This window comes from Streptomyces sp. NPDC024017 (assembly GCF_040638895.1).
Lineage (GTDB): Bacteria > Actinomycetota > Actinomycetes > Streptomycetales > Streptomycetaceae > Streptomyces.
On sequence record NZ_JBEZYZ010000002.1, the window covers coordinates 703,365 to 720,154 of the forward strand.

Below are 16,790 nucleotides of genomic sequence, written 5' to 3' on the forward strand. Positions count from 1 at the left end.
GCGGGAAGGTCGTGAAAGGAAACCGGCCGACGGCAGGCGAACGCCCCTCCAATCACCCGTCCGAGGGACCGTGAGGCAGGGGTAGGCGTGCAATGCTCGGGGAACGGCCCGGTTCTGTCACCATCTACACACTCTGCGTGACCGACACGCGGGCTCACCCCCCGAAAACTTCATGAAGGGAACCGGACATGGGTCCCCATCCTGCGGTCGCGGCGATACGCCTGGCGGTCCGCCGCGTCCTCCACGACCTCCTCACCGAGCACCACCGCGCCCCCGCCGCGGTCCCGCACGCCTCCCCGCACGAGCCGCCGCCCCCGCCGCTCGTGCTCGTGGCGTGCTCCGGCGGCGCCGACTCCATGGCTCTCGCCTCCGCCCTCGCCTTCGAGTCACCCAAGCTCGGCATCAGAGCCGGCGGCGTCACCGTCGACCACGGCCTCCAGCCCGGCTCCGACGCCCGCGCCGCGGAAGTCGTCCAGCGCCTGCGCGAACTCGGCCTCGACCCGGTCGACTCCGTCGCCGTTACCGTCGGCCGCGCCGGCGGACCCGAAGCCGCCGCCCGCGACGCCCGCTACGCCGCACTCGACACCGCCGCCGAACGCCACGGCGCCGCCGCCGTCCTGCTCGGCCACACCCGCGACGACCAGGCCGAAACCGTCCTGCTCGGCCTCGCCCGCGGCTCCGGCATCCGGTCCCTGTCCGGAATGGCCGCGGTCTCGGGGGGCGGCCGTTACCGGCGCCCCTTCCTGCAACTCGACCGGCAGACCGCCCGCAAGGCCTGCATGGTCCAGTCCCTGCCCGTCTGGGACGACCCCCACAACGCCGACCCGGCCTACACCCGCTCCCGGCTGCGCCACGAGGGTCTGCCCGCCCTGGAGAAGGCCCTCGGCAAGGGCGTCGTCGAGGCCCTCGCCCGTACGGCCCAGCTCTCCCGCGACGACGCCGACGCCCTCGACTCCTGGGCCGGCCAGGCCGAGGCCACCGTCCGTGACGCCGCCGGACTCCTGGAGTGCGCCAAGCTCTACGCCCTGCCGCCCGCCGTACGCCGCCGCATCCTGCGCCGGGCCGCCATCGCGGCCGGTGCGCCCGCCGGCTCGCTGTTCGCCCGACACATCGAGGAAATCGACCGGCTGATCACCGGTTGGCGCGGTCAGGGAGCCATCAATCTCCCCGGCAAAGTCGTGGCCCGGCGGCAGGGTGGCAGACTGGTGATTCGGCAAGGCTGAACCACGACCCCTCCCCGCAGCCGGCGGAGGGGCCGATCGGCCGGTTGGACGACCGAAAGTGATGCGGGTGGACGCGAAAGACATGGGTGCCGACCTCGAGAAGGTGCTCATCACCAAGGAAGAGATCGACGCCAAGCTGGCCGAGCTGGCCGCGAAGATCGACGCGGAGTACGCGGGCAAGGACCTGCTGATCGTCGGAGTCCTCAAGGGCGCGGTGATGGTCATGGCCGACCTCGCCCGGGCGCTGTCCACCCCCGTCACCATGGACTGGATGGCCGTATCCTCGTACGGGGCGGGCACCCAGTCCTCCGGTGTGGTGCGGATCCTCAAGGACCTCGACACCGACATCAAGGGCAAGCACGTCCTGATCGTCGAGGACATCATCGACTCCGGCCTGACCCTGTCCTGGCTTCTCTCCAACCTCGGCTCGCGCGAGCCCGCCTCCCTCAAGGTGTGCACGCTGCTGCGCAAGCCCGAGGCCGCGAAGGTCGCCATCGACGTGGAATGGGTCGGCTTCGACATCCCCAACGAATTTGTCGTGGGCTACGGCCTCGACTACGCCGAGAAGTACCGCAACCTCCCGTTCGTCGGTACGCTCGCGCCCCACGTGTACGGCGGCTGAAATTCCGGCCGGAGTGCCGTCACGGTGATCGGGAACCCCAGCGGGCTTCCCGCCGTTGGAGCAGGCGTAGGCGGATCGCCAGCTGTCCCACGCGGCTTCAGGTGACAATGCTGGGGTACCGTCCGAAGAACAGTCTTTATCAAACTCACTATGGCAGGAGGGACGGGGCGGCACCGCTCCGTATGGATGGACGTGAAGCGATACTTCCGTGGGCCGGTCATGTGGATCGTGCTGGCCGTCCTTGCCGTGGTCGTGTTGATGCAGGTCGTCGGCTCGTCCGGCGGCTACAAGACGGTGGACACCGGCCAGGTCGTCCAGGCGATCAACCAGAACAAGGTCGAGTCGGCCAAGCTCACCACCGGTGACGAGTCGATCATCAAGGTCACGCTCAAGGACGGCGTAAAGGTCGAGGACAGCTCGAAGATTCAGGCGAGCTACATCGGCACCCAAGGCGTTGACCTCGCCAACACGCTGCAGAACAAGTACCAGGACAAGCAGATCCCGGACGGCTACACGGTCTCGCCGTCCAAGCAGAACCCGTTCGTCGGCATCCTGCTCTCCCTGCTGCCCTTCGTGCTGATCGTGGTCGTGTTCCTGTTCCTGATGAATCAGATGCAGGGCGGCGGCTCCCGGGTCATGAACTTCGGGAAGTCCAAGGCGAAGCTCATCACCAAGGACACCCCCAAGACGACCTTCTCCGACGTCGCCGGATCCGACGAGGCCGTCGAGGAGCTCCACGAGATCAAGGAGTTCCTCCAGGAGCCGGCCAAGTTCCAGGCCGTCGGCGCCAAGATCCCCAAGGGCGTCCTGCTCTACGGGCCTCCCGGCACCGGCAAGACCCTGCTCGCGCGTGCCGTCGCGGGCGAGGCGGGCGTCCCCTTCTACTCGATCTCCGGTTCCGACTTCGTCGAGATGTTCGTCGGTGTCGGTGCCTCCCGAGTCCGAGACCTGTTCGAGCAGGCCAAGGCGAACGCCCCGGCGATCGTCTTCGTCGACGAGATCGACGCGGTCGGCCGCCACCGCGGCGCCGGCCTCGGCGGCGGTCACGACGAGCGCGAGCAGACCCTGAACCAGCTCCTCGTCGAGATGGACGGCTTCGACGTCAAGGGCGGCGTGATCCTCATCGCCGCGACGAACCGGCCCGACATCCTCGACCCGGCGCTGCTGCGCCCCGGCCGTTTCGACCGGCAGATCGCCGTCGACCGCCCGGACATGCAGGGCCGTCTGGAGATCCTCAAGGTCCACCAGAAGGGCAAGCCGGTCGCGCCCGACGTCGACCTGTCGGCCATGGCCCGCCGTACGCCCGGCATGACGGGTGCCGATCTGGCCAACGTGCTGAACGAGGCCGCCCTGCTGACGGCCCGCAGCGACAAGAAGCTGATCGACAACCACATGCTCGACGAGGCGATCGACCGTGTGGTCGCGGGCCCGCAGAAGCGGACCCGGATCATGTCGGACAAGGAGAAGAAGATCACCGCGTACCACGAGGGCGGGCACGCCCTGGTCGCGGCGGCTTCGCCGAACTCCGATCCCGTCCACAAGATCACGATCCTGTCGAGAGGCCGCGCCCTCGGCTACACGATGGTGCTGCCGGACGAGGACAAGTACTCGACCACGCGCAACGAGATGCTGGACCAGCTGGCCTACATGCTGGGCGGCCGCGCGGCCGAGGAGCTCGTCTTCCACGACCCGACCACGGGTGCCGCCAACGACATCGAGAAGGCCACCGGTCTGGCCCGCGCGATGGTCACGCAGTACGGCATGACCGAGCGTCTCGGCGCGATCAAGTTCGGTGGCGACAACACCGAGCCGTTCCTCGGCCGTGAGATGTCTCACCAGCGCGACTACTCGGAAGAGGTCGCCGCGCTCGTGGACGAAGAGGTCAAGAAGCTCATCGAGACCGCGCACAACGAGGCCTGGGAGATCCTGGTCGAGAACCGCGACGTCCTCGACAACCTCGTGCTGCAGCTGCTGGAGAAGGAGACGCTGGGCAAGGAGGAGATCGCCGAGATCTTCGCGCCGATCGTCAAGCGCCCGCCCAGGCCCGCCTGGACCGGCTCCTCCCGCCGTACGCCGTCCACCCGCCCGCCGGTCCTCTCCCCCAAGGAGCTGGCCCTGACGAACGGGGCGAACGGCGCGACGCCGGTCATCTCCACCGCGAAGAGCACCGTGGCGGAGCCCGCCCCGGCGCCCGAGCGGACCCCGGAGGACCGCCCCGAGAGCTGACCGGGTTCTCGGCCGGCCCACCGGCCCCGGAATGGATGCCGCGCCCCCCAGGTTTTAGCCTGGGGGGCGCGGCTTTGCGCCATATTCCGCAGGCCCACCGTGAAGGACACAGGAACGAGGCACCAGATGACCGACCCCGTGACGCTGGACGGCGAGGGCCACATCGGCGAGTTCGACGAGAAGCGCGCCGAGAACGCCGTACGCGAACTGCTGATCGCGGTCGGCGAGGACCCGGACCGCGAGGGTCTGAGGGAGACGCCGGCGCGGGTGGCGCGGGCGTACAGGGAGATATTCGCGGGGCTGTGGCAGAAGCCCGAGGACGTGCTGACCACGACGTTCGACCTAGGGCACGACGAGATGGTCCTCGTGAAGGACATCGAAGTCCTGAGCTCCTGCGAACACCATCTCGTGCCGTTCGTCGGCGTCGCGCACGTCGGCTACATCCCGTCCGTCGAAGGCAAGATCACAGGCTTGTCGAAGCTCGCCCGGCTCGTGGACGTCTATGCCCGGCGCCCGCAGGTGCAGGAACGACTCACCACGCAGATCGCCGACTCCCTGATGGAGATCCTGGAGCCGCGCGGCGTGATCGTCGTCGTCGAGTGCGAACACATGTGCATGTCGATGCGCGGAGTCCGGAAGGTGGGCGCGAAGACGATCACCTCGGCGGTCCGGGGGCAGCTGCGCGACCCGGCGACCCGCAACGAGGCCATGAGCCTCATCATGGCCCGCTGACCCGGCCCCGCCTCACACCGTCGGCGCCGCCCCCGTGCCGTCGCTTTCGTCGTCCTCCGGGAGCTTGCAGACGCGCTCCAGGAAGATGGCGGCCGCTATGACGGCGATGCCCGCGAGGACGGAGAAGCCCGCGTAGACGGCCTGGTCGCGGCGGGCGGGGATGTCGAGGGACTCCAGGAGGAAGACGCCCGTGCCGCCGTACATGCCGGCGACCAGGGCGGCGACCAGGGCGCTGGCGTGCCCGAAGACGACCGCACGGGCCGCCATGAGGGGGTCGACGCCCTTGGCTTCGGGGCGGCGCTCGCGCTGGGCCTTGAGACGGGCGCGGATCGAGAGCGCCGTGGCCAGCAGGACCACGGCGATCACGGCCAGGACGATGGGGGCGGCCAGCGGGACGCTCGGGAGCGTTCCGACCGAGTTCCACAGGCGGGCGCCCGCCCAGGACAGGACGCCGGCCACGACGAAGACGCCGGCCAGCACCCTGATACGCAGCTCTCTCACGGTGTCCCTTCGGTTCCCCCGGCTTCCGGCCCGGTTCGCGGCCGTCTTGACCTTAACGGCTATTCGGGCAGCCGGAGTTCCAGATCCTTGCGGGGCGCCACCCCGTCGCGGGTGACGGTGTCGAGGAGAGCGGCGACGGGACCGCGGCCGGGCAGCTGGGCCTCGGGGTCCAGGTCGTGCCAGGGGGCCAGGACGAAGGCGCGTTCGTGGGCGCGGGGGTGGGGGAGGGTGAGCTGCGGGTCGTCGGAGACGACATCGGCGTAGGAGACGATGTCGACGTCGAGGGTGCGGGGGCCCCAGTGTTCGTCCCGCACGCGGTGGAAGGCCTCCTCGACCGCGTGCGCGCGCTCCAGGAGCGAGGACGGCGGGAGGGTGGTCTTGAGGACCACGACGGCGTTGAAGTAGGCGGGCTGGCTGCCGGGGTCCACGCCCCAGGGCTCGGTCTCGTAGACCGGGGAGACACCCTTGATGCGGAGGCCGGGCGTGTCCCCGAGGGCGTCGACGGCTCCCTGGAGGGTCTCCAGGCGGTTGCCCAGGTTGGACCCGAGAGCGACCACGGCCCATTTGGGATTGGACAGGGTCGTGTCGGCGGCGTCGACCTTCTCGACGACGGAGGCGGGTACCGGCTGAACGGTCGGGTCGCTGGGACCCTTGATGAAGGGCGCGGTCATGCTCGGCTCCGGGTGATGGTGACGGTCACGTCGTCGAAGGGGACGGTGATCGGGGCGTCCGGCTTGTGGACGCAGACCTCGACCTCCTGGACCACTTCGTGCTTCAGACAGACCTGGGCGATGCGCTCGGCGAGCGTCTCGATGAGGTCGACGGGCTCGCCTTGGACGACGGCCACGACCTCCTCCGCCACGATGCCGTAGTGCACGGTCTTCGCCAGGTCGTCGTCGGCCGCGGCCGGTCGGGTGTCCAGGCCGAGGACGAGGTCCACGACGAAGGTCTGGCCCTCTTCGCGTTCCTCGGGGAACACGCCGTGGTGCCCACGGGCCTTCAGGCCGCGCAGCGCGACACGATCCACGCGAATCACTCCTGCAATCGTCGGTCAGGGCCGGTCGGTGCCGGGTGCGGTCGGCACACCGGCCTCAGTCGAATCTACCTGCGGGCACGGACGGGACCGGGCCACGGGGGTGGGGGCTCCGGCCGGGCCCGGCAGGATTCATCCAGCGTTTCCCCTGGGGAACCCGTCGGTGCACAGGTAGGTAGCCGCCCCTACCCGGGCGTCCGTGATTCCAACCACGTCCTGGCGCCTACCCACTCAGGCGGGGGTGTCGTCCTGCTCGTCCTCGTCGGTTTCGGCGAGGACGGGGGAAGCGTGGTGCGACCAGAGTTTCCACCCCTGGGGCGTGCGCCGGAACACGTTGGTGGCGACCACGAGCTGCCCGACGAGCGGGCCGAGCTCCTCGCCGGCGCCCTCGGGGGCGGGGCCGCCGCTGAGGATGTTCTCGGTGCAGTTCACCAGGGCGGTGTCGCCGGTGACCGAGACGTGCACGTCGGTCAGGAAGAACTGGATGTAGTCGGTGTTCGCCATGATCAGCGCGTACGACCTGAGGACCTCGCCGCGGCCGGTCAGCACGGGCCAGCCGGGGTGCACGCAGGAGACCACGCCGGTGTCGGCAGGGTCGTGGTAGGACTCGTCGACGCCCAGGTCGGCGGGGGTCAGCCAGAGCGACGCCAGTTCCTCGAAGTCGCCCTGCTCCAGTGCCTCGTAGAAGGCGGTGTTGGCGGCTTCGACCTGCTCGACGTCGGTGTGCGGGGCGCTCACCGGGTTCCTTCTGCGCCGGTGCCCGTTGTGCGCGCTCCCGCGATGGCGCGGGCGACCCTGACGGCGTCGGCCGTGGCGCGCACCTCGTGGACGCGGACCGCCCACGCGCCGGCGTGCGCCGCGAGTGCGGAGACGGCGGCGGTGGCCGCGTCGCGTTCGCGTGCGGGCGGTGGGGGGCCGTCGGGACCGGCGAGGACCCGGCCGAGGAAGCGTTTGCGGGAGGCGGCGACGAGCAGCGGGTGGCCGAGGTCGAGGACCCGGTCGAGGCCCGCGAGGAGGGCGAGGTCGTGCTCGGCGTCCTTGGAGAAGCCGAGGCCGGGGTCGACGACGACGCGGTCGGGGGCGATGCCGCCGGCCAGGACGGCCGCCACGCGCGCGTGCAGTTCGTCGACGACCTCGGTAACGACGTCGGCGTACTCGCCCCTGACGTTGCCGCCTTGGAGGAAGCCGCGCCAGTGCATGACGACGAAGGGGGCTCCGGCGTCGGCGACGGCCGGGATCATGCGGGGGTCGGCGAGACCGCCGCTGACGTCGTTGACGAGGGCGGCACCGGCCGCGAGGGCCCGTTCGGCGACGGAGGCGCGCATCGTGTCGACGGAGACCGTGACGCCCTCGGAGGCCAGGCCGCGGACGACGGGGAGGACGCGGCGCAGTTCCTCGTCCTCGTCGACCCGGCTGGCGCCGGGGCGGGTGGACTCGCCGCCCACGTCGACGAGGTCCGCGCCCTCGGTGACCAGATCGAGGCCGCGTTTGACGGCGGCCGTGGTGTCGAAGAAGCGGCCGCCGTCGGAGAAGGAGTCGGGGGTGACGTTCACGACTCCCATGACCGCGCAGCGGTCCCATTCGGGTAGGCCGGCCACTCGCCCGCGTCCGCTCTGGTTGCTCATATGTTCAGCGTAGGCCCCGGCGGGGGCCGTCAGGCGCTGCGGCCCGGGTGACGGCCCCGTTGCGGGGGCCGGGTCACGCAGCCTGGACGTCCCGCTCCGCCGTGGTGCCGTGGGCGCACGGCCGGGGGGTGGCCAGCCGCCGGCGGCGCAGGAAGCGCGGCAGGGGCGGGGCGAGGGTGACGAAGCCCTCGGCCTGCATGGCGGCGAAACCGATGCGGGGCAGGTCGGCGGAGGCGCGGTAGACGACGAAGCGGGGCTCCCAGCGCGGCCGGAACTTGGCGTTGAACTTGTACAGGGACTCGATCTGGAACCAGCGGGAGAGGAAGACCAGCAGTCCGCGCCAGGCGCGCAGCACCGGCCCGGCACCGATCTTCTCGCCGCGGGCCAGTGCCGCGCGGAACATGGCGAAGTTGAGGGAGACCCGTTCGATGCCGAACCTGGGGGCGGCCTGGAGGGCGGCCACGATGAGCAGTTCGTTCATGCCGGGGTCGGCCGAGCGGTCGCGGCGCATCAGGTCCAGGGAGACGCCGTCGGTGCCCCACGGCACGAAGTGCAGGATCGCCTTCAGGTCGCCGTAGGGGCCCGGGTGGTCGTCCTGTTTGTGGGCGGTGGCGATGAGGCAGTCGCCGTCGGCGGGGTCGCCGACGCGGCCCAGCGCCATGGAGAAGCCGCGTTCGGTGTCGGTGCCGCGCCAGTCGTCGGCGGCCTGCCGGATGCGCTCCAGCTCGGCCTCGCCGAGGTCACGGACACGTCGGACCCGGGTTTCGTAACCGGCGCGCTCGATGCGCTTGACCATCTGGCGCACGTTGCGCATCGCGCGGCCGGCGAGAGAGAAATCCGCGACGTCCACCACCGCCTCGTCGCCCAGTTCGAGGGCGTCGAGCCCGGTCTCACGGGTCCACACCTCGCCGCCGGTCTCGGAGCAGCCCATGACGGCGGGGGTCCAGGAGTGGGCCTTGGCCTCGTCCATGAAGCGTTCGATGGCGCCGGGCCAGGCCTCGACGTCGCCGATCGGGTCGCCACTGGCGAGCATCACGCCGGAGACCACGCGGTAGGTCACCGCCGCCTTGCCGCTGGGGGAGAAGACGACGGCCTTGTCGCGGCGCAGCGCGAAGTGGCCGAGGGAGTCGCGGCGTCCGTGCCTCTCCAGCAGGGCGCGCAGCCGGGCCTCGTCCTCCTCGGTGAGCTGTGCGGCCGGGTGTTCGGGGCGGAAGGCCAGGTAGATGGTGGTGACGGCGGTGAGCAGGCCGAGGGCGCCGAGGGAGAAGGCGACGGTCCAGGAGGTGGTGCCCTGGTAGTCGACCGGGCCCTCGAAGCCGAACAGGCCGTAGATGACGTGGGTGATGCGGTCGGCGAGGCTCGGGTCGCCGATGATGCGCTCGCCGTGGACGCTGACGATGAGCAGTCCGAGCAGGAGCGAACCGGCGCTCATGAGCACGAAGTTGGCCAGGGCCCGCCAGCGGCTGCGCGGGTCGGGCAGGGCGTTGAACTGGTCGCGGTGGCGCAGCAGGGGTGCCAGCAGTGCCAGGGAGATCAGGACGCCCACGAGCGAGTGCCGGTAGGTGAACTGCGCGACGGCACCGGCGGGCAGGAGCGCCACGGCGGCCCGCCAGGCCCGGCGCTTGCCGCGCTTGAGGCCGTGGGCGAGCAGCAGCAACAGCACGCCGGTGCTGAGGGACAGGGCGGCCGCGAACGGGCCGAGCGCGCCGGGCAGGACCTCGGCGATGGCGTGCATCCGGCTGTGCCGGAAGCGGGGGAAGACGCCCGCGGCGATGTCCAGGACGCCCACCAGGGCGCAGGCTCTGCCGACGAGGACGGGGACGGCCTCGGGGCGTGGCCCGCGCAGTATCCGGCTCACCCGGCCCGGACGGGTCGTGCCGCTGCTGCGACTCGGAACCTCGCCCGACATTTCCTCATCTGTCCTGACAGACATCGCATCCCGTAGTTCTGCGAGAGACCTTGGATCCGGTGCCGATTCGGGCATCCGGCGACATTGCGCCCTCTAGGACGGTGTCTCGGGGGAAGAGGTTCACTCCCCACGTCAAAGCCGTTTCAAAGGCCAAGGAAAGTCCGGGACAAGCCCTTGCGAAAGTGTGATCGCGGGGCCGGTCCGGACGGAGAGCGCGGACAGGTAACCAACGCATGGGTCTGACGAGCAACAAGGTGCTGGTACTGGCGGTGCTGTCCGCCGTGCTGCTGTTCGCCGGCACCGTCTGGCTGTGGCCACGACTGGCCCGGCGCAGCTGGCGTGCCGTGGGCGGACGGGTCGGCCTGCTGCTGGCCACCCAGGTGGCGCTGTTCGCCGCGGTGGGCCTCGCCGCCAACCAGGCCTTCGGGTTCTACGCGAGCTGGGCGGACCTGTTCGGGCAGGAGAAGGACCAGGGCGTGGTCGTCGACCACACGCCTGGCGGCGGCCCGCTGGAGGTGGTCGGCTCGCGCCGGGTGCCGGGGGCGGGCGGTGCGCTGTCCCGGGCCGGCGGCCGGGTCCAGCAGGTCGACATCGTGGGCCGTACGACCAACATCGCCACGCCCGCGTACGTCTATCTGCCGCCGGAGTACTTCCAGTCGCGGTACCGCACCCACCGGTTTCCCACGGCCGTCGTGCTGACGGGTTACCCGGGTACGGCGTCGGCGCTGGTGGAGAAGCTCCACTATCCGCGTACGGCTCTGGAACTGGCCCGGGCGGGCCGGGCGAAGCCGATGATCCTCGTGATGCTGCGGCCCACGGTGGCGCCGCCCCGGGACACGGAGTGCGTCGACATCCCGGGTGGTCCGCAGACCGAGTCGTTCTTCGCGAAGGATCTCCCCGACGCGTTGCGCACGCACTACAGGGTGGCCGAAAAGCCGGGCGGTCTGGGCATCATCGGCAACTCCACGGGCGGCTACTGCGCGTTGAAGATCGCCCTGCACCATCCCGATGTGTATGCGGCCGGGGCGGGCCTGTCGGCGTACTACAAGGCGCCGATCGACGCCACGACAGGCGATCTCTTCCAGGGCGACAAGGCGCTGCGCAATCGCGCCGACCTGTGGTGGTACCTCGCGCACACGCCCGCTCCCGACACGTCCCTGCTGGTCAGCAGCAGCAGGCGGGGGGAGAGCAACTACAAGGACACGCTGAAGTTCATAGACCGGGTGAAGGGCAACGGGCGGACGCGGATCTCGTCGATCATCCTCGAAAGCGGCGGGCACAACTTCAACACCTGGAGGCGCGAGATTCCGGCGGCCCTGGAGTGGATGAGCGGGCGGCTGAGCGGGCGTTGAAAATGATCTTGGGAATTGGATGAGCGGTCGATTCCGGTTCTTCCCGAGTTCTGATGCCGTGTGAACGTTTCGGTGTGGCTTTGTTTTTGCGGGGTGGGTCACCATGATTCGCCTACGCGCGGTAAGTTTCTGGCCATGCCACGTGGACGTCACCGCCATTCCCCGCCCCTGCACAGGATGCTGCCCCCGTCGGCGATCGCAGGCGTCTCCCTCGTCTGCGCCCTGGGGCCCTGGGTGTTCACGGAGCCGATGGTGCTCCGCGGTCTGGCCGCGGCCGCCGCGGCGACGGCGGTCATCGGCGCGGTCGTGCTGCGCCGTTGGGACACCCAGGCGGGCAAGCGCGTCGCCGACCTCACGCGCGCGCGTGCGAGCGACGAGTGGCGCTTCGAGGAGCGGGTCGCCGAACTGGAGGCCGACCTCGAGGAGTCGCGCGAGCTGCGCGGGAAGCTGGAGCAGCGGCTGCGCGCCAAGCGCACGGAACTGGCCGGGCTGCGCAACGAGCACGCCGCGCTGCTGCGCCGGTACGCCACGGCGGAGGCCGAACGCGCGAGCGTCCTGGAGGAACGCCGGGTGCTCGAGATAGAGGCGACGGCTCCGGTCCGTGCCGCGCTGCCCGCGGGGGCGACGGACACCGCGGACGCCGCGCCGGAGCAGGACGCCGCGCCGGCCGCTCTCACCGTCGAGGACGAGCCCGCGGTTCCCGCCGTGTTCTCGCCCGAGGGGTCCCGGCTGTTCCTGCGGGCCGCCGCGGCACTCGCCCGGTTCGACGGTGAGACGGTCCCGGACCCGGACGGTGGCGGCGACGGCGACGGCGTACCGAAGGGCGAGGACGCGGAGCCCGCGCAGGAGCCGAAGCAGGAGCAGGCGGAGCAGCGGGAGCAGACGCGGGAGCACGAGGCGCAGGGGCAGTCCGAGGCGGTCGACGGGCACGAGCGCGCGGCCGCCGAGACCTCCGAGCCGGCCGGCGAGCCTTTGGTGCCGGCCGCTGAGACCTCCCTGCCGGTCGGTGAGACCTCCGTGCCGGCCGCGGAGGACTCCGCTTCGGCCGGTGAGACCGAGCAACTCCCCGAGTCCGCGCGGCCCGAGCGGCCCGGAGGCCGGCTCGCCGGTCACTACACCGTGCCGACCGCCGTGGCCGTCGCGCCGCAGCCGCCGGTGCGGCGTCCGCTGGCCGAGGGAGGCTTCGACTTCTTCGGCACGAAGCCCGACACCTCTCCGGCGGCCCTGGAGGCCGTGCAGAACGAGGATCTCGCCGATGTGGTCGGCCAGGAGGCGCTCGCCCTGCACAAGGCCGAGACCGAGGCCCGTTACAAGCCGGCCGACGAGGAGTCGCGCGGTATCGGCCAGGTCATCGACCTGACGGCGCACGACGAGACGGAGCAGATCGACGTACAGGGACTGCGCAGCGCGGTGTCCTGAGGCCCGTGGTGACGGAAGGCCCCCCGGCTACGGCCGGGGGGCCTTCGGCGTTCGGGGAGTCATGCCATCCAGCGGTCCGGGCGCGCGTCCCTGCGTCCGGTCCGGGACCGCTCCGCCTGGGCCGCCAGCAGCTCGCGCGCCTCGGCCGCGTCCCGCAGCCGGGCCCGCACCGTCTTGTTCGCGCCCGTGTCCACACACACGTCGGCGACGCCCCGGGCCCGCTCCCACGGCCCCTGCGTCATCCGCACGCTCTGCACCTTGGCGTGCGGCACCAGCGCCAGGTCCCGCCGCAGCAGCCCGGACCGGGCCGCGAACACCGCGTCCGTGACCGCCAGTCCGTAGCCGCGCCACCACAGGGGCACGCACCAGCGGGCGCTGCGCGGCGCCGGCGACAGGGCCTCGGGCCCCGGCACGCTCACCCCGGGCAGCACGCGCGCCACGACGTCCTCGGCGATCTCGCGCGGAGCGACCGGCACCAGCACGGAGTTGGACGAGCCCGCCACGTCCAGTTCCACGCGCACCCAGCCGCGCCGCCGCCACAGCAGCGGTTCGACGATCCGCACGGTCTGGACGCGTCCCGGCGGCACCGTCTCATGGGCCCGGTCCAGCAGACCGTGGTCGATGCGCAGCCCGTCGGGCGACTCGCCCACCGTCCAGTCGTACTCGGCGACGAACCGTCCGACGCTGCTCGCGCCCGCCGCGCCCAGCAGCGGCAGGGCGACCGCGAGGACCGTCCACAGGCTGTGGGTGAGCAGCCACAGCACCGGCGGGACGACGAGCGCCGCGGCCAGAGACATCCAGGTCGCGCCCGTCAGCACCAGCGACAGGGCGAGGACGCCCGGCGGCACCCGCAGCAGCTGCCGGGACGGGGCCTCGCCGACCTCGTGCGCGGTCTGGGGGGCGAAACCGGCCGCCCGGGCGAGCAGTTCGGCCCGCAGCGACCGTGCCTCGTCCGCGCCCAGGAAGGCCAGTTCGTCCTTCTTGTCGGTGCCTATGACGTCGAGTTTGAGCTTGGCGACGCCCGCGACCCGGGCGAGCAGCGGCTGCGTGACGTCGATGGCCTGGACCCGCTCCAGCCGGATGTGCGCGGTGCGCCGGAAGACGAGTCCGGTACGGATGCGCAGTTCGCTCTCGGTCACCGCGAAGTGCGTGAACCACCAGGAGCAGAAGCCGTAGAGGGCGGCGGCCGGGACGAGCACGGCGAGGCCGATCAGCAGCGTGGTCGTCGTCAGCCGGGTCAGATGGCGCTGCGCCCCGTCGGGGTCGTGCACGGCCCAGCCGATGAGCACGGCGACCGGTGCCCAGGCGCGGCGCAGCGGTGTGACGGGGTGCAGCCGCCGCTCGGTGACCTCGGCGGCGGCCTTGGAGGCCTCGGCGGCCCCGGGCGCCGTCACAGCCCCGCCGACCGGGCTTCGCCCAGCTCGGTGAGCCGGTCGCGCAGCCGCTCCGCCTCGGCCGGGTCCAGGCCGGGGATGGTCGCGTCGGTGGCCGCGGCGGCCGTGTGCAGCTGCACGCTGGCCAGCCCGAAGTGCCGCTCGACGGGCCCGGAGGTGACCTCGACCAGCTGCATCCGCCCGTACGGCACGACCGTCTCCTCGCGCCACAGCACGCCACGGCTGATCAGCAGGTCGTCGGCCCGCTCGGCGTACCGCCAGGAACGCCAGTTGCGCTCGATCATCACCCAGCCCCAGGCCATCAGCGCCAGCGGCGGCAGCGCGAAGGCGGCCCAGGCGGGCCCGGCCAGCAGCCCCGGCACCAGCCCGGCGGCCAGGGCGATCAGCCCGAGCCACACGACCAGCAGCAGTCGGCGCATCCTCAGCAGGCCGGGCGGCAGCGCGATCCACACCGGCTCGTTCTCGACGGCCTCGATCGTGCCCCGCGGCCCGTCCGGCCCCGCCTCGTGCGGACTCCCCGTATCCATGGGGCCAGCGTACGTAGGAGAGACTGTGTCCATGACTCCTACGACGGAGACCATGGTCGGAATCGGCGGCGCCGCGGAGAGCACCGACATGGTGCTCAACATCGGCCCGCAGCACCCGTCGACCCATGGTGTGCTGCGGCTGAAGCTCGTCCTGGACGGCGAGCGCATCAAGCACGCGGAGCCGGTGATCGGCTATATGCACCGCGGCGCGGAGAAGCTGTTCGAGGCGCGCGACTACCGCCAGATCATCATGCTCGCCAACCGCCACGACTGGCTGTCGGCGTTCTCCAACGAGCTGGGCGTGGTCCTCGCCGTGGAGCGGATGCTCGGCATGGAGGTCCCCGAGCGCGCGGTGTGGCTGCGCACGCTGCTCGCCGAGCTGAACCGGGTGCTCAACCACCTGATGTTCCTCGGCTCGTACCCGCTGGAACTCGGCGGGATCACCCCGATCTTCTACGCCTTCCGGGAGCGCGAGGAGCTCCAGCACGTCATGGAGGAGATCTCCGGCGGGCGGATGCACTACATGTTCAACCGGGTGGGCGGCCTCAAGGAGGACCTGCCGGCCGGGTGGACCACGCGCGCGCGTGCCTCCGTCGCCGACGTGCGATCCCGGATGGACCGCTTCGACGACCTGGTGCTCGGCAACGAGATCTTCCGCGGCCGCACGAGGAACGTCGGCGTCCTCACCCCGGAGGCCGTGCACGCGTACGGCGTCAGCGGGCCGATCGGCCGCGCCTCGGGCGTCGACTTCGACCTGCGCCGGGACGAGCCGTACCTCGCCTACGGCGACCTCCAGGACACCCTGAAGGTCGTCACCCGGCAGGAGGGCGACTGCCTCGCCCGCTTCGAGTGCCTCCTGGAGCAGACGCACAACGCGCTGGACCTGGCCGACGCCTGCCTGGACCGGCTCGCCGAGCTGCCGCCCGGGCCGGTCAACCAGCGGCTCCCGAAGGTCCTGAAGGCACCCGAGGGCCACACGTACGCGTGGACCGAGAACCCCCTCGGCATCAACGGCTACTACCTCGTCAGCAAGGGCGAGAAGACTCCCTACCGGCTGAAGCTGCGCTCGGCGTCGTACAACAACATCCAGGCGCTGACGGAGCTGCTGCCGGGGACGTTGGTCGCCGACATGGTGGCGATCCTGGGGTCGATGTTCTTCGTGGTCGGGGACATCGACAAGTAGGGCTCATTCCCGGAACGGATCCGGGACCGCTACCGGCTGTACCAGCCAGCCGAAGTCGCCCAGCCCGCCCGCCGCGGTGAGCTCGGCGGCCTCTCCGGCGCTCGCGAGGGCGCGCACGTACGCGGCGGGGTCGGTGGAGGCCAGCGTGAGCGGGGGCCGTGCGCCGGTCACGCCCAGGGCGCCCAGCGCCTCGCGCTGGGGGAGCACGCGCCCGCCGGGCAGCGCGCACGCGTCCAGGGCGACATGGGCCGTGATGTCGCAGGAGCCGTCCGGGACGGGAGTGGTCTCGCGGCCGTCCCGGAACCCGGTGAGCGTCCCGAACGGCGGCCGGGTCTGCGCCGTGTGCGCGTAGTCCACGGCGACGGCGCACCCTCGCTGAAGCGTCGCGACTGCCGCGGCCCAGGCCTCGTCCCGGGGCAGGCCGATCTCGGCGCGCAGCCCCTCCTCGCCGGGCAGCGGCCACCACCGCTGAAGCCACCGCGCCTGCGCCCCGTCCACCGGCTCCCCGAGCCGCTCGGTCCCGTCCTCCCGGACCAGCACCAGCCGGGCGACGCCCGCGGCGTCCACCTCCGCGACCTCCACGGGTACGTTGTCCAGCCATTCGTTGGCGAACAGCAGCCCGGTCGTCCCCTGCGGGGGCTCGGCCAGCCACTCGATCCGGTGATCGAGCCCCGCGGGCCGCTCGGCGATCTCGACGGCGTACGCGCGCGTGCGGGCCGCCACGTCGGCGGGGAGTGCGGCCAGCACCCCGCCGGCCAGCTCGCCCCGCCCGGCCGCCATGTCGACGAAGTCGAGGGCGGCGGGCCGCCCCAGCGCCTCGTCGACCCGGCACAGCAGCCGCGCCACGGCCCCGGCGAACAGCGGCGATGCGTGCACGGACGTACGGAAGTGCCCGGCCGGCCCCTCGGTCTCGGCCCGCCGGTAGAAGCCACCCGGCGCGTACAGCGCGTCCTGCGCCGCCGCGCGCCACCCGTGCCACTGGTCCCTGGTTCCCGCTGTCACCGGCCCAGGCTATGTGCACGCAACGTACGCAACTCCACCTTG

The 16,790-nt window shown here is 71.6% G+C and carries 16 protein-coding genes; 7 read left to right on the forward strand and 9 right to left on the reverse strand.

What is annotated here, in order from left to right:
- Nucleotides 1–188 precede the first annotated feature (188 nt).
- From tilS to folE, 4 genes are all read left to right on the forward strand, one after another.
- On the forward strand, nt 189–1,223 hold the full coding sequence (tilS, locus tag AB0G20_RS08015) for a tRNA lysidine(34) synthetase TilS (RefSeq protein WP_361297485.1): 1,035 nt from the start codon (nt 189–191) through the stop codon (nt 1,221–1,223).
- Nucleotides 1,224–1,284: 61 nt separating this feature from the next.
- Nucleotides 1,285–1,845 carry a hypoxanthine phosphoribosyltransferase gene (hpt, locus tag AB0G20_RS08020; protein ID WP_030845937.1) on the forward strand — a complete coding sequence of 187 codons (561 nt, stop codon included), beginning with the start codon at nt 1,285–1,287 and terminating at the stop codon, nt 1,843–1,845.
- 186 nt (nt 1,846–2,031) lie between these two features.
- The gene (ftsH, locus tag AB0G20_RS08025; RefSeq protein WP_361297490.1) at nt 2,032–4,071 is read left to right on the forward strand and encodes an ATP-dependent zinc metalloprotease FtsH; all 2,040 of its coding nucleotides are present in this window, start codon (nt 2,032–2,034) and stop codon (nt 4,069–4,071) included.
- A gap of 126 nt (nt 4,072–4,197) precedes the next feature.
- Nucleotides 4,198–4,803, forward strand: a complete 606-nt coding sequence (gene folE, locus AB0G20_RS08030; RefSeq protein ID WP_361297493.1) for a GTP cyclohydrolase I FolE — start codon at nt 4,198–4,200, stop codon at nt 4,801–4,803.
- A gap of 12 nt (nt 4,804–4,815) precedes the next feature.
- On the opposite strand, the gene AB0G20_RS08035 is transcribed toward folE, so the two are convergent.
- The 6 genes from AB0G20_RS08035 to AB0G20_RS08060 form a co-directional block, all read right to left on the reverse strand.
- Complete coding sequence (locus AB0G20_RS08035; RefSeq protein WP_361297496.1) at nt 4,816–5,304, reverse strand: DUF3180 domain-containing protein; 489 nt, start codon at nt 5,302–5,304, stop codon at nt 4,816–4,818.
- Between the two features lie 59 nt (nt 5,305–5,363).
- Entirely contained in the window at nt 5,364–5,975 is a 612-nt protein-coding gene (gene folK / locus AB0G20_RS08040; protein ID WP_361297499.1) for a 2-amino-4-hydroxy-6-hydroxymethyldihydropteridine diphosphokinase, read from the reverse strand.
- Nucleotides 5,972–6,331, reverse strand: a complete 360-nt coding sequence (gene folB / locus AB0G20_RS08045) for a dihydroneopterin aldolase (RefSeq protein ID WP_361297501.1) — start codon at nt 6,329–6,331, stop codon at nt 5,972–5,974. Before folB ends, folK begins: the two co-directional genes overlap by 4 nt.
- Nucleotides 6,332–6,568: 237 nt before the next feature.
- Nucleotides 6,569–7,075, reverse strand: coding sequence for a nuclear transport factor 2 family protein (locus AB0G20_RS08050; RefSeq protein ID WP_031106701.1), 507 nt, complete (start codon nt 7,073–7,075; stop codon nt 6,569–6,571).
- On the reverse strand, nt 7,072–7,962 hold the full coding sequence (gene folP / locus AB0G20_RS08055; RefSeq protein ID WP_361297504.1) for a dihydropteroate synthase: 891 nt from the start codon (nt 7,960–7,962) through the stop codon (nt 7,072–7,074). Before folP ends, AB0G20_RS08050 begins: the two co-directional genes overlap by 4 nt.
- Nucleotides 7,963–8,035: 73 nt before the next feature.
- Nucleotides 8,036–9,871, reverse strand: a complete 1,836-nt coding sequence (locus AB0G20_RS08060) for a phosphatidylglycerol lysyltransferase domain-containing protein (RefSeq protein ID WP_361297507.1) — start codon at nt 9,869–9,871, stop codon at nt 8,036–8,038.
- A gap of 233 nt (nt 9,872–10,104) precedes the next feature.
- Between AB0G20_RS08060 and AB0G20_RS08065 the strand changes: the two genes are divergently transcribed.
- Both AB0G20_RS08065 and AB0G20_RS08070 read left to right on the forward strand, forming a co-directional pair.
- On the forward strand, nt 10,105–11,223 hold the full coding sequence (locus AB0G20_RS08065; RefSeq protein WP_361297510.1) for an alpha/beta hydrolase-fold protein: 1,119 nt from the start codon (nt 10,105–10,107) through the stop codon (nt 11,221–11,223).
- Between the two features lie 135 nt (nt 11,224–11,358).
- Nucleotides 11,359–12,642: a hypothetical protein gene (locus AB0G20_RS08070; RefSeq protein ID WP_361297513.1), complete on the forward strand. Its 1,284-nt coding sequence runs from the start codon at nt 11,359–11,361 to the stop codon at nt 12,640–12,642.
- A gap of 59 nt (nt 12,643–12,701) precedes the next feature.
- Here the strand turns inward: AB0G20_RS08070 and AB0G20_RS08075 are convergent, their stop codons facing one another.
- On the reverse strand, nt 12,702–14,036 hold the full coding sequence (locus AB0G20_RS08075) for a PH domain-containing protein (protein WP_361297516.1): 1,335 nt from the start codon (nt 14,034–14,036) through the stop codon (nt 12,702–12,704).
- Complete coding sequence (locus AB0G20_RS08080; RefSeq protein ID WP_361297519.1) at nt 14,033–14,563, reverse strand: PH domain-containing protein; 531 nt, start codon at nt 14,561–14,563, stop codon at nt 14,033–14,035. Before AB0G20_RS08080 ends, AB0G20_RS08075 begins: the two co-directional genes overlap by 4 nt.
- 31 nt (nt 14,564–14,594) lie before the next feature.
- Here AB0G20_RS08080 and AB0G20_RS08085 point away from each other — a divergent pair, with 31 nt between their 5' ends.
- Nucleotides 14,595–15,746, forward strand: coding sequence for an NADH-quinone oxidoreductase subunit D (locus tag AB0G20_RS08085; RefSeq protein WP_361297522.1), 1,152 nt, complete (start codon nt 14,595–14,597; stop codon nt 15,744–15,746).
- Nucleotides 15,747–15,749: 3 nt separating this feature from the next.
- Here the strand turns inward: AB0G20_RS08085 and AB0G20_RS08090 are convergent, their stop codons facing one another.
- Nucleotides 15,750–16,748: an SAM-dependent methyltransferase gene (locus AB0G20_RS08090; protein WP_361297525.1), complete on the reverse strand. Its 999-nt coding sequence runs from the start codon at nt 16,746–16,748 to the stop codon at nt 15,750–15,752.
- Between the last annotated feature and the right edge of the window lie 42 nt (nt 16,749–16,790).

What these genes read in the sequence shown, in the direction of transcription:
- tilS (WP_361297485.1), top strand. Translation starts at nt 189, where the DNA reads ATGGGTCCCCATCCTGCGGTCGCGGCGATACGCCTGGCGGTCCGCCGC.
- hpt (WP_030845937.1), top strand. Translation starts at nt 1,285, where the DNA reads ATGCGGGTGGACGCGAAAGACATGGGTGCCGACCTCGAGAAGGTGCTC.
- ftsH (WP_361297490.1), top strand. Translation starts at nt 2,032, where the DNA reads ATGGACGTGAAGCGATACTTCCGTGGGCCGGTCATGTGGATCGTGCTG.
- folE (WP_361297493.1), top strand. Translation starts at nt 4,198, where the DNA reads ATGACCGACCCCGTGACGCTGGACGGCGAGGGCCACATCGGCGAGTTC.
- folK (WP_361297499.1), bottom strand. Translation starts at nt 5,975, where the DNA reads ATGACCGCGCCCTTCATCAAGGGTCCCAGCGACCCGACCGTTCAGCCG.
- folP (WP_361297504.1), bottom strand. Translation starts at nt 7,962, where the DNA reads ATGAGCAACCAGAGCGGACGCGGGCGAGTGGCCGGCCTACCCGAATGG.
- AB0G20_RS08060 (WP_361297507.1), bottom strand. Translation starts at nt 9,871, where the DNA reads ATGTCGGGCGAGGTTCCGAGTCGCAGCAGCGGCACGACCCGTCCGGGC.
- AB0G20_RS08065 (WP_361297510.1), top strand. Translation starts at nt 10,105, where the DNA reads ATGGGTCTGACGAGCAACAAGGTGCTGGTACTGGCGGTGCTGTCCGCC.
- AB0G20_RS08070 (WP_361297513.1), top strand. Translation starts at nt 11,359, where the DNA reads ATGCCACGTGGACGTCACCGCCATTCCCCGCCCCTGCACAGGATGCTG.
- AB0G20_RS08080 (WP_361297519.1), bottom strand. Translation starts at nt 14,563, where the DNA reads ATGGATACGGGGAGTCCGCACGAGGCGGGGCCGGACGGGCCGCGGGGC.
- AB0G20_RS08085 (WP_361297522.1), top strand. Translation starts at nt 14,595, where the DNA reads ATGACTCCTACGACGGAGACCATGGTCGGAATCGGCGGCGCCGCGGAG.